Raw genomic sequence first — 12667 nt, forward strand, 5'->3', positions numbered from 1 at the left:
AGGACGATCCTAGGCTGCGTTTTATCTTATTATAACATTTTACAACTTATGGTATTCAAAAAATTTCCATTGAGATGTCTCCGACACTCCTTCTGGTCCGCGTGTGGGCTGTTGACTTGGCTACCACTGACCGCCGAAACGCATTGGACCTCGCCAGGCGAATGGATTTGTCGCTTTCAAGTGCTCTTCAGTTAAATTGGGCTGTGTGTGGAAGAGCATCCTTGTTTCAACTGTATCGTTAGCGAGTAATTCAGGAAACTTCGTCGTTAACAACGTTCTCAACGTCTCCAGCATATCGCAACTCCTAGTATTTGAATCCTGACTAAGATCACTTCTTTCTTCTGGATCCTGCACGAGGTCGAACAACTGCTCACTCCCCCCGCAGACATAATAGAGATATTTCCACTCGCCGTTCGTTACCATATACAATCCATCCAGATCATTCATATAGCCATAAATCCACGGGCGCTCCTCGGATAATGAGGTCAAATTCAGTAAGCTGCGTCCGTCTCTTTTCTGATCATCCTCCTGCAGGCATCCAGCAAAGTCAAGCACAGTCGGGTAAATATCAGCCAATATGATAGGTGTTGCGCTAACAGTCGAGGTGGTTAGGGCTCCCTGCCAATCTTTCGGCGGCTTCAAAAGGAAGGGAACTTTGGATGAAGGTTCGTAGAAGCAGGTTTTGTGAAATAACCCGTGGTCCCCCAGCATCTCTCCATGGTCTGAAGTAAAGATAACAACTGTGTTATCCCACAGCTGCTTACTTTTTAATTCACCAAATAATCGTCCTAGCTCATAATCAATATGAGTCAGTTGCGCGTAATAATGCTTCCTTGCCATACTTACGATGTGTGGAGGTAACACATCTAATTTATGACTCTTCTTCCTCGTACGAACCCATTCAGGAACCTCCTCTGATGTATTCCAAGCTGCAGCTACCGGCGACGAAATGTTCACACCGTCATAGAGTCTGACAAAGGATTCTGGCGGGTCATAGGGTGGATGTGGCGCTTCGAAGCTGGTCCATAGGAAGAAAGGCATCTCTGAATCACGCTGACGCAAAAAGTCGATCGACTCATTCACTATCCAATGTGTAGCTGAATAGGGAATGGGAACTGAATTATAAACGGGATATACTTCGTTTCCACCCATACCATGACCACGATATAATCCTCGATATTCCGTGGTTTCAAGGTAGTTCACATAATCTTCTGGAACGAGTCTCATCCGTTCAAAGCCATTTCGATTCCTTGGTGGAATGAACTGCATCTTGCCAGCAGCATGCGTTTGATAGCCAGCGGTGCTCAACCTGCCAGGCAAGGTCATTTTCGAATCCTCAGGAATACGAAACTCCCCATTCTTGGCTACACCATGATGATAGGCAGCTTGGCCAGTCATCATCGACGTCCGGGATGGGATGCAAAGCGGACAATCGGAATATGCACTTGTGAAACGGATCCCTTCGCACGCTAGTTGATCCAAGTGTGGTGTCATAACGGGATGCATGGAATCAGCTATCCCAAGGCAATCGAATCGTTGTTGGTCTGTCGTGACGAATAGAATGTTCGGGCGTCGGCTCAAAAGTAAATCCCCCTTTTCGGATAAAACGCTTACACTAAGTATAGGGGAAAGCGCCTATCCTTTCCTATGCGCTAATCTACAGAAAAGGTTTGAAATATCCAGTATTTCCTGGGGCAGACTGAAAAAGGAATGTTTAAAGAGATAAGCCTTATTCAAAATGAAAAACCGAGGAAGATCGTCGTAGATCCTTCTCGGTTAATATGTGTTGAATTTCCTGACCGCTCACCCAATGATTAGCTTTTCTTCTGGAAAGCGGATGAGAGGTTTCTTCTTACCGTTGGTAAATAAGGAATAGAATAGAAACAATCCTATCCTTCCGATAAACATGAGCACAATGAGCGAGATTTTGCTAAAGGTACCAAGATCTGCGGTGATTCCCGTGGATAAACCGCACGTGCCGAACGCAGATGCCACCTCGAATAGGATCGCAGACACTCCCCAACGGTTCGGTTCAGCTATCAGCAGAATGAAGATCCCTCCGAGAAGCAGTGCTATACCCGTTAGGAAAAACACAAAGCTTTTGAGTGAATCCTCTTGGCTTATCATCCGACCGAATACCTTTGGTTCTTTCTCCCCGCGCGCATACGCAATAAGGGCCAGTACAATAACGGCTACGGTCGTTGTTCGAACACCGCCCCCCATGCTAGATGGGCTTGCCCCAATGAACATTAAGATAGACACAAGCAACAGGCTTGCCTCTGTAATGGTAGACATATCAATGGTTGTAAGACCAGCACTGCGCGATGTGACGGATGTGAAGAGTGCGGTAAGTATTTTCCCATGCCAGCTCATCCCTGCCAACGCATGCGTTCGCTCCGTCAACCAGAAGCCAATCGTCCCGAACAATAGCAATACTGATGTCGTAACGAGTGTCAGCTTGGTAAAAAGGGAGAAACGGAAATTCTTATGCCCACCCCAAAAATATTCTCGCAACTCAGCCAGTACTAGAAACCCAATCCCGCCTAATACAATCAAGAACATCGTAAGCGCTTGAACGAAATAATCACTCGAATAATTAAGCAAAGAATTACCGAACAGATCAAATCCAGCATTCGTAAACGCCGAAATGGTATGAAACATCCCATAGTACAATGCACTCCAAATCGACCCGTACTCTCCTGTAAAATAGAAATACAAGCCAAATGCCAATGTACTAATCGCCTCTAGAATCAGCGTAAAACCCAGCACTAGCTTCATTAACTGAACCAATCCAGATAAATTATTACGATTCTGGTCAATCATAATCATCTTCCGCTGCAGTAAGCCGATTTCCTGCCCAAACAATAGCCAATAGAAGCTCCCCAACGTCATGACGCCGATCCCACCGAATTGAAAAGCGACGATAAGTACGCCAACGCCGAAACTACTGAGCGTTTCATTGATACCAACCGTTGTCAGTCCCGTTACACTGACAGCGCTAGCTGATGTAAAGAGGGCGTCCACAAAGGAGATTGTGGCGCCCGCTTTTAAACTGATAGGTAATTTAAGAAGGATGGCGATAAGAAATATGCCAATTAGATAAGCGATAACAATAAGTCTGGACGCAGGCATTTTCTGTAGTTTCTTAAGCATGATTATACCTTCAACTGAGAGTAATAGGATTAGATACTCTTATAGTGTCCTTTGAAATGTTTTCCCATCCAAAGGCAAACGTCCCATAAATCTGCAACAGGTTGGTTCGTAAACGGTAAGGTGTGTAAATAACCCGGAGGTCCGAACTCTGGTGTAAAGGTGACTGTCGTTAGTCCTGCATCTTGCTTCGCTTGTACGATGCTATCCCACCAGCTCATGTGCCTCTGCAATTCGTGTGCGTATTCCGGTGCTCTTGGATCTGGTACTTGAGGTCCTTGTGCGTAACCTACGCGACCGTGAATATGCTGTACGCGTGAGAAGGACTTGCGCAAATTCTCCTCTTGATTCTCTAAGGTGGTCTCGGTTACACAGCACCAGTGGCTGTAATCAGCTGTTAGATTGATCTCAGGCACGGCATCTAGCAGTCTGCCCGTTTCCCAAGGGTTGTACAAGGCTCTGCCGCGGTGCGTCTCATGACCGATGGCAATCCCGTATTCTTTCTCAATATCAGCCGCTTTACGAAAGAATTCGACTTGCTCTTCAAAGGGCATCGAATCTTTGGCACTATGTGAAGTAATGCTAATAGGTTGAAAGGATACAGCACGTGCCACTTGCTCAGCAAAAGAAGCGATATGATCAGGACCTTGTGTAAATACCATAGCTATATAGTCCAATTGATGCTTCTCCAGTAGCTTCCGGAACTGATCTTCTTCCGCAAGTGTCGGCATTGGTGCCTCAATTCCCACATAACCCGCTTCTGCAATTCGTTCAAATTGGGATTCTAGCGAGCCTTCCATGCCCCACAGTGCTTTAAATAATTTGATTTCCATCCTTGATAACCCTCCTCATGACAATCAATGAGTCAAGCTTAAATCATCTTACATTATTTTACTAGTGCAAATTTTTAACCTAATCCTATGCTAGAAACTCGAAATAAAGAAACCCAAGGACATCCTTCATCCCTGGGCTTCCTATGGACTATTTCATTTACTGTACCTTCATGTTATCCAGATTCAAATAATTATTGCTGCCTTTCGCTGCATCGAAAATTAGAGAAATCGTATTGCTGCCGCTATTTAAGGCGACATTCGAGACCGTAACGGAATTATACGAACTCCAGCTCCCCGTACCGACAAATGATACATTGTTAACGACGCCTACGCCGTTCACATAGAGATATCGTCCTGCTGTTCCTGCCCCGGCAGCATACCGGAAGGTCAAGTTGTAATTGCCAGCTGCACTCGCAACAATGTTAAAGTCTACCCATTGTCCGCTGGCATTCCAGCCTGCGACATAGCCATTTCCAGTGAATCCGCCATTGGTAGATTCCGTAGAGAGGGAATGAAGAGAAGCTGCCTCTGCTTCATAGGTGATATCCGTTTCGATAAGCTGGAAGGTCATGTTATCTGCTGCTGTATAGGGCCACTGAATAAATGTACCGCCGCTAATCAACGAGTTATTCGCGACATTTAGCGATTTGCCTGAGAGTCTGTTCGTTATTTTATAATAGCCTTGAGTAAGCCCTTGGATTAGCCATTGATCATTGCCAGTTGTACCATAATCCCATTGAAAAACCTTCGCACCATCGCTTAAAGATGCATTTTCGACAGCTAGCGCTTTTCCGCTTTTTACATTAATAATTTTATAGTAACCGCTATCTGTAGCAGTAATAACCCACTTGTCATTCTGCGCAATACCTTTATCCCATTGAAGAATGTTCGCTCCGTTCGAAGTCGAAGCTCCGTCAACAGCTAGTGACAAGCCATTTGATTTCGGGGATATTCGAAATGTTTTTCCCGAAACAATCGGCCCTGTTGCTGCCTCTGAACCTGAGAGCTTTAAGATAACAGATCCATGTGAGGGCACAGTTGTCGTATAACTTGTTGTAAAAGAGCCCACATTCGCTTTAGCCCACAAATCTCTAACTGCTACCGCGGAGCTCAATCCAAGGCTTGCAAAATTCACCGTCATATTCGATGACGCATTCGCGATTTAACAAGACTATGGCTCTGGTCCCCGAAGTCTGCAATACCTTTGAATAAACCTGAAGCCCGCCAACATCACTGACCAATACACCCTGTTTGCCCAACGCATCTTGATCCACGGCAATCACTTCGGCATTCATCAACGTATCTTTCGTTGCTTGATTCATGGAGGCTAAGTTATTGCCAGCAATAAGCGGTGATGCCATGATCGCCCACATGGACATATGCGAACGGTATTCAGTATCTGTCATCCCTTCTCCAAACACAGCACCTGTTCCGTAGTTGCCTACCATCAGCATATCTGCATCATTCCAGCCTAAGGTAGGGCCAGCGAAGTTAGCAAGTGGAGCGTTCTGGTCAATAATCCACGTGACTCTACCCCAGAAATCGAAGATATCATCCGTCGTTCGCCAGATATTTCCTGTCACAGGACCCCATATCCAGGGCTTATTCACACCCCAGTTACAAATGCTGAATAACATGGGCCTTCCAGAATTAGCTATGGCATCTCGGATAATGCTGTACCGCGTTTGTGGATCCAAGGTACCATGATCACACCAATCTACCTTGGTATAGTCAACACCCCATGCGGCGAATGTAGCAGCATCTTGAACCTCATGACCATACATGCCAGGCCTTCCAGCACACGTAGTGTACCCAGCATCCGTGTAGAGCCCAAATTTTAAGCCTTTGCTATGAACATAACTGGCAAGTGCTGCAATGCCACTTGGAAATTTGACCGGGTCTGCGATGATCGTGCCATCAACAGCTCTGCTTGTTTGCCAACAATCATCGATCACAATGTAGGTATAGCCCGCTGCTTTCATGCCGCTACTGACTGCTGCATCCGCTGCTTGCTTTATTTTATCTTCATCCACATTACATCCATAGATGTTCCAGCTATTCCAACCCATTGGAGGAGTCACCGCAAGACCGTTGTTTAAAGCTGCCGCTTTCTGCGGAAACAAATAGCCTGACATGATCAATGGCAATGTAATAAAAAACACCATCAATACCTGCCGCACAAAATGTATTTGATTTCCCGCTTCTTTTATCATAACTACCTCCATTTTCAAGATTTTTTATAAGCCAGACAATTGGTCTATATTCAAATAGTTCGTATTACCTTTCGAACTAGCAAATCCAAGTCTGATCGTGTTAGACCCCGCAGCTAACGAAACCGTTAAGGAGACGGTGTTCCAGGTACTCCAGTTCGCAGTACCATTGAAGGTGAGATTCGCAGCCACATCAACACCATTTACATTCACGTAACGGCTCGCATTTCCAGCCGCTGCCGCGTATCGGAATGTAATGGTTTTGGTACCTGCCGTATTCTGATTCACATAGAAATCGATGGTCGTGCCGTTCGTATTCCAACCTGCCACATAGCCCCGGCCATTAAAGCCAGTCTGTGTGCTTTCATTGATCATGCCGCTGCCGCTTACTAAGGTACGCCTTGCATTCTCGGCTTCATACACCCCGTTGCCAGCAATGTTTCCTGTGTAATTATCTGCGGGCGCAAGTTGTAGAATGGAAGCTCCTGCTGCGGCTGCTAAGCTTTGAATGTAGGAAGAGCCCGTTGGCGCTGTCCAATCACTGCCGATGATCCCATCGGATGTACGTCTATGGTTCCACGCTTGTGTGGCATTTTGCTGCAGAAAGTTGAGATATTGAGACTGACTCGCCTGTACGCGAAGCTGGTTCAGGTTGCGTGCAAAAACCATTTTGAAACCAGGGGCGTCATTTTCCCCTTCATATAATAGTGTGGTAGCCGAGGTCATTTTGTTGATGACGTAATTAGCAGCATTATTCGCATCCGTCAAATAACTAGCTGTACCCGTAGCCATGTATAACGCTGTAGCTGCACCTAGATAAGTGCCATAATTGTACGTAAAGTCCCAATCCTTCACGATCCCAGCTCCTGTACCTTCCATGTGATCATTTACCTTGCTGCCATTGACTAGTTTCGTTTGAATCCAACTGTAGATTTGCTGCGCTTTCGTTAAGTAACTGGCGTTATTGTAAGCATTTTTCAGCTTAATGGCGGTCATGACCATAGGCGCGTTGGTAGCCATATTTTTCTGAGCGTTGGTGCTGGTTGCCGGATTCTGCGCATCCGATCTCCACCAAATTCCGCCGCCATAATAAGAGGTATCCCAGCTGGCATAGACGTGATCGAAGAGAAAGGAGCCGCGGTTCAAATATTCTTGTGTTCCTGTAATCTCATAGGCACGCAGACAGGCAAGCGCCCACCAGCCGAGGTCATCATTAAACTGGTTCGCTACCATGTTCGTGTATTTCGCATTGAAGCCCGTGTAAATATCATCGATCATCGTACGATATGTGCTGTTTCCTGTACGTTGATAAGCATCCATCACCGTTTCCCACAGCTGAGCCTCCCACCAGAAATCCGTGTAGAGCCCACCGTTCGGACCATAAGCATGGGCAGCTTGAATCTGATGATCGCTGTTCGTGTAGAAGTATTTAGCCGATGCATCATAAAACGTGTTTACGAAAGACGTCATCGCTGTATCCGCATTGGCTGTCGTGAAAGCAGAAGCGCGATTGGCGCCTCCCCAAACCGTAAGAAATAGGATCATGACCAAACACATGCTTACCCATTTGGCTGCTGTTCTTTGTACTAGACTCATGTCCAACAACTCCTTTTCTATTAAAAGATGAGTGCAAAGGTCGATTGAACTCGCGAATGAATACGCTTACAAATATATCAAATTTACCTCCTCTCGAATGAATTTCCTCCATCCTGCGTATCTGTAGCTCCTTTCTTGCAATTGCCTAGGTCCACTGATATTCTAACGGACATCACGACCGTTATTTCTAACAAATTTGCTCGTTTCAGAATTTAACGGACATGATGGACGTTATTATGGTAAGAATCCCCCACTTGTTGATGGATTCCATGAAATAACGTCATCTGTGTCCGTTAGATTGTCAAAACCTCATATTTTAGGCAAATAGCGGCTCTCATGTCCGTTAGCTAGTATTGAGCAAGGGGGCTTGGGTCTGCGGTCTGCGGTCTGCGGTCTGCGGTCTGCGGTCTGTGGTCTGCTCTCAGTTCTCAGCTCTCAGTTCTCGGCTCTCGGCTCTCAGCACTCAGCACTCAGCACTCAGCACTCAGCGTTCAACGCTCTTTCAGCAAGCCCTTCTCCTCCAAAACAGCCATTCTTTCCAACAGCATGACGCCGCTTAAATTAACACTTAAATCCTCCGCTGGTTCCGGCGAAGTGGCCCACGACTTACTGAACATCTGGCGCTGCTCATCTCTTCCGTAAGACCAGAGGCTATTCGCATTGGTTACTAATAGGTCCAGCGACTCTTTCTGGCTCGGGTCCACTAGCACGAGTTCAGCCAAATAGCGGACAAATATACCCTTGAACAGGCCGCCATCGCCATTGCTTTCACTAGGCAGCATGCCCGTGATCGGAGAGGTCAATCTAGCTTTGGATGCTTGAGCGGTTCGCGATGCGTCCGCCAGATAGCTCCTGTCTCCCGTTGCTCGGAATAGCTCAACGCCCGCTCCTATGTAAACACCTTGGCAGTAAGAGAACTCCCAGCTCTTATCGATCTTGCCGTCACCCTCACGGTTTTTCCCGTCCCAGACAAAGCCTGATTCGGGATCCACGAGGTTCGCCTTCTGCCAGTCGTAGATCTTCTTGGCCCATGCCAAGTCCTCCGCATCGCCAAACTGCTGATACAATCTCGCTGCTAGAATGACTGCTGGGGCATTCGCCGGTGTATTCTTATAATCCATCTGCGGTTTACGCCAAGCAATACCTCCGCCTTGCTCCTCATTCCATCCTGTCTTAATATCTTCCCATAGCAACAGTGCCGCTTGTTTATACTTGTCTTCGCTTGTCGCCTCATACGCTCGAAGCCATGCTATTGCTAACCATTCCATATCATCATAGAAATCATTCGGCCAAGCACCGCCATTGCGATCTAACATACCTTGGTACATATTGGCCAAATAGCTTTTAACCTCGCTATCTCCCGTTCTTATATAAGCATCCACCAACGCATCTACGCCATGGGCTTGCCACCAATAGTGAAACTTCTCATTGCACAAATCGTTGCACGGCGATAAATTATCGAATAAGTTCCGCTTGCTGTTCCAATATTGCTTCATCAATCCTGCTTGCGCTAATGCTGCTCGCTTCTCCCAGGTTTCAGTCTTAGCTTCTTCATTCACCTGTCCATCCGTCACGATATGCTCATTCCCCATGTTCATCACTCCCCAGATTGCCACTATGATTAACCCAATTCCGAAAGCCGCTAGGACTATTCGCATGTTCCATCGCTTGTTCAATTGCATTCACCTTCAAGTCTGACTTGCGTTTCATCCCTTGGTCCCTGTAAAAGCAATCCCCTGCACGAAATACTTCTGTAACAACAGGAAGAGGATTAGAATGGGAACCACTGCAATTAAAGCACCTGCCATCAAAGGTCCGAAATCAACCTGCTTGTTATACGTAAATGCAGCTAAGCCTAACTGAATTGTTTTCTTAGCGGGATCATTCAGCATAATAAGCGGACCTAGGAAGCTATTCCAGCCTGCCTGGAAAGTGAAAATGCCTAATGTGGCTAAAGCCGGCTTCGCCAGCGGCATATAAATGTTCCAATAAATGCGCAGCTCCCCGCTCCCCTCGATGCGTGACACCTCTTGCAGATCACTCGGTAAGGATACGAAGAACTGCCGCATGAAGAAGACAGCGAATGATCCCGAAGCTCCTGGCAAAATAACCGCCCAGAACGTATTCAACAGGCCATTCCCGCCTCCGCCAAGCCAGTCATTCCCGCCCACGAAGGGGATATGCTTGAGCACAAAAAATTGCGGGATCAAGGTTACGACTCCAGGAATCATCATGGCGGCGAGCAATATTTTGAACATCGTGTCACGGCCTCTGAACCGAAGCTTAGCGAACGCGTACCCGCTCAATGAACCTAACAATAGATTGAACAGGACGCCCATAAAGGCTAAGTAAAACGAATTTTTGAAATACAGTCCAAACGGGACTAGGTCGAAAGCTTTCGTGTAATGCGAAATCGTCAAGCTGGAAGGAATCCACCTGATCGGAAGCATGAAGATCTCTTCATCCGGTCTAACTGAAGTGATTAAACTCCAAACAAAAGGGATCACCATGACTAGGCAGACTGCGATGGAAATGAGGTACAGAATCGTCGTATGCAAATACTTTGGTTTCATAATCCACCTCCTAGATCATGGCGTCTTCTTCTTTGTTAAGCTTCATATTCATGAGTGAGAATATTAAGATCAGAAGCGATAAGGCAAAGGCCATAGCGTCTGCGTATCCCATTTGTAACTGCCCAAAGCCTTGCTGATAAATATAATACACGGTCGTCTTGGTCGAGTTCGCAGGACCGCCCTTGGTCAAGACATAGGCTTGATCGAAGAGTTGAAGTGCGCCAATAATCGCCATCGTACTGACAAAAAAAGTCGTCGGCCTTAGAACGGGCCAAGTAATGTAGCGGAACGATTGCCAAGCATTCGCGCCGTCCAGCTTTGCCGATTCATACAGATGCTCGGGAACACCGTTCAATCCGGCCAAATAAATGATCATGTTCGCACCAACGGATTGCCATAAGGTCACGAATACGATGGAGATCATCGCATAGGGCATTTCCCCCAGCCACGAGGGTCCCGTAATGCCAATTTTGCTCAGCAGCTCATTCACGAGTCCAAATTCAGGATTCAGCAGCCAAATCCAGACCGTTGCAGCTGCAACGCCTGATGTTAACGTCGGTAAATAACCTGCTGTGCGGAATAATTTCACTCCGATCCGTTTACGCATAAAGAGCACAGCCATGGACAACGAAATTGCGATATTCAAGGGAATATACAGCACCGAATAGAATAAGACATTTTTCAATGTCGTCCAAAATGTCGGATCATCCACGAGTCGCTTATAGTTGGTCAAGCCTACAAAATCATTTTTGCTTACGATGTCATAATTCGTGAAGCTTAGGTACAGCGCCATAATCACGGGAATTACGGTAAATATGACAAACAGGAATATTGTCGGCGTAATGAAAAAGTATCCCATTCTAGCTTGATGTCGGCTAAGCTTGCTGACGGATGCCATAGATTTCCTCCTTACAAGAAAGGGGAAGATCAGGTTCACCTTCCCCTTGTGCCTCTATTTACTTGCCTGCCGCGTTCTGATCCAGCAGCTTATCTCCTTGCTCTTGCCCCTTCTTCAGGGTCGTTGCCGCGTCTTGCTTGCCTTGAACGAATAGATCCAGGTTCGGCATCAATCCATCCACTTCCATGACGGAGTAACCAGGGTGCTGCGGACGAATCTTCGCGAATTCCAGCGTATCCATGAATGGCTTCCAGTTCGGGTCATCCTTGAAGAATGGATCCTGCATCGCTGGCTTGAAGCCAGGCAGGTTCATACTGGTTTTAGCCCATAAGAGCGCATTGTCTTTATTCGCTAACCACCATTTCTCGAATTCCCATGCCTCTTCTTTGTGTTTAGAGCCTGCAGGAATCACGAGACCGAAGCCGCCCATGACGCTTCCTTTACCGCCGCCAGGTCCTGCTGGTGGAGGCACAACGCCGAAATCAAGCTCTTTGCCATATTTTTTATACGTAGACAACATCCAAGGACCTGTATAGGTCATCGCTACTTTACCTGTGACGAAGGCATCGGTGCCTTCACCTAACCCTTTTTCAAAACCAACTTTATATACCTTATCTTTGTTGATCAGTTTATCCCAGAAATCCAGCACCTGCTTACCTTGGTCGTTATTGAAGTTTGTTTTCTTCATATCACTAGTTATCATGGAGCCACCTGCTTGCTGCAGCCACATATTGAACAGGCCATTATCATTCATCGACATCCCGGAGCGAACCAGTTTATCGCCTTCCCATACGGTCAACTGCTTAGCTGCATTCTCCAGCTCTTCCCACGTTTTGGGCGGTTGAAGTCCTTTCTCAGCGAATAATTTCTTATTATAAAAGAGTGCTCTAGCATCCACTGTTAAAGGAAGACCGTACAGTTTATCACCGGCAGATAGTTCTTTGAGCGCTTCATCGTAGTAATCGGTACGCTTAATGTTGTCTCTCTTCATATATTCGTCGATGGGGTGAAGGACATTCTTGGAAGCATATAGAGATGTCCGCCATCTATCCCAGAACATCACATCCGGAGAGCCGCCTGAGGTCGCAGCAGTCAGAAACTTCGTAATCATGTCTTCCTGCAGCACGTACTTCACTTTAATTTTGTCCTGCGATTTATTGAAGGCATCCGCCATCATGACGAACTGCTTTTCTCCTTCTCCACCCCAGTCACCCCAGAAGGTAATTTCTACTGGCGCTTTGGCCGCTGGTGCGGTTGATGCCGTAGCTGCGGGAGCCGTTGTCCCCTCAGGCTTCGTACTTGCTGTCGTTTGATTCGTGTCGGTTTTGGACGTACAAGCTGCTAAACTAAGCGTTAGTGTCACAGCGGTAATCACAGTCATCCATTTTTTCATTATTCTTCCTCCCT

11 protein-coding genes are annotated in these 12667 nt (G+C 46.6%); all 11 read right to left on the reverse strand.

Features of this window, described 5'->3' with window-relative positions; genetic code table 11:
* Nucleotides 1-120: 120 nt before the first annotated feature.
* Nucleotides 121-1581 (reverse strand): sulfatase-like hydrolase/transferase, encoded by a 1461-nt coding sequence (locus ACSQ8O_RS22055; protein ID WP_436243373.1) that lies wholly within the window; start codon nucleotides 1579-1581, stop codon nucleotides 121-123.
* Nucleotides 1582-1803: 222 nt separating this feature from the next.
* Entirely contained in the window at nucleotides 1804-3153 is a 1350-nt protein-coding gene (locus tag ACSQ8O_RS22060; RefSeq protein ID WP_436243374.1) for a TrkH family potassium uptake protein, read from the reverse strand.
* Between the two features lie 29 nt (nucleotides 3154-3182).
* Nucleotides 3183-3983 carry a sugar phosphate isomerase/epimerase family protein gene (locus ACSQ8O_RS22065; protein WP_436243375.1) on the reverse strand — a complete coding sequence of 267 codons (801 nt, stop codon included), beginning with the start codon at nucleotides 3981-3983 and terminating at the stop codon, nucleotides 3183-3185.
* 157 nt (nucleotides 3984-4140) lie between these two features.
* On the reverse strand, nucleotides 4141-5124 hold the full coding sequence (locus tag ACSQ8O_RS22070) for an RICIN domain-containing protein (RefSeq protein WP_436243376.1): 984 nt from the start codon (nucleotides 5122-5124) through the stop codon (nucleotides 4141-4143).
* Entirely contained in the window at nucleotides 5075-6196 is a 1122-nt protein-coding gene (locus ACSQ8O_RS22075) for a glycoside hydrolase family 27 protein (protein ID WP_436243377.1), read from the reverse strand. The genes ACSQ8O_RS22070 and ACSQ8O_RS22075 overlap by 50 nt, the downstream gene beginning before the upstream one ends.
* A 24-nt stretch (nucleotides 6197-6220) precedes the next feature.
* Complete coding sequence (locus ACSQ8O_RS22080; protein WP_436243378.1) at nucleotides 6221-7789, reverse strand: glycoside hydrolase family 76 protein; 1569 nt, start codon at nucleotides 7787-7789, stop codon at nucleotides 6221-6223.
* Nucleotides 7790-8280: 491 nt separating this feature from the next.
* Nucleotides 8281-9381, reverse strand: coding sequence for a glycoside hydrolase family 76 protein (locus ACSQ8O_RS22085; protein ID WP_436243379.1), 1101 nt, complete (start codon nucleotides 9379-9381; stop codon nucleotides 8281-8283).
* Nucleotides 9371-9499, reverse strand: a complete 129-nt coding sequence (locus ACSQ8O_RS22090; RefSeq protein WP_436243380.1) for a hypothetical protein — start codon at nucleotides 9497-9499, stop codon at nucleotides 9371-9373. Before ACSQ8O_RS22090 ends, ACSQ8O_RS22085 begins: the two co-directional genes overlap by 11 nt.
* Entirely contained in the window at nucleotides 9496-10362 is an 867-nt protein-coding gene (locus ACSQ8O_RS22095; protein ID WP_436243381.1) for a carbohydrate ABC transporter permease, read from the reverse strand. The genes ACSQ8O_RS22090 and ACSQ8O_RS22095 overlap by 4 nt, the downstream gene beginning before the upstream one ends.
* Before the next feature lie 10 nt (nucleotides 10363-10372).
* Entirely contained in the window at nucleotides 10373-11260 is an 888-nt protein-coding gene (locus ACSQ8O_RS22100; RefSeq protein WP_436243382.1) for a carbohydrate ABC transporter permease, read from the reverse strand.
* A gap of 58 nt (nucleotides 11261-11318) precedes the next feature.
* Nucleotides 11319-12653: an ABC transporter substrate-binding protein gene (locus ACSQ8O_RS22105; protein ID WP_236288969.1), complete on the reverse strand. Its 1335-nt coding sequence runs from the start codon at nucleotides 12651-12653 to the stop codon at nucleotides 11319-11321.
* Nucleotides 12654-12667 lie beyond the last annotated feature (14 nt).

It is taken from the genome of Paenibacillus sp. LjRoot56 (assembly GCF_964253335.1).
Classification (GTDB): Bacteria; Bacillota; Bacilli; order Paenibacillales; family NBRC-103111; genus Paenibacillus_E; species Paenibacillus_E allorhizoplanae.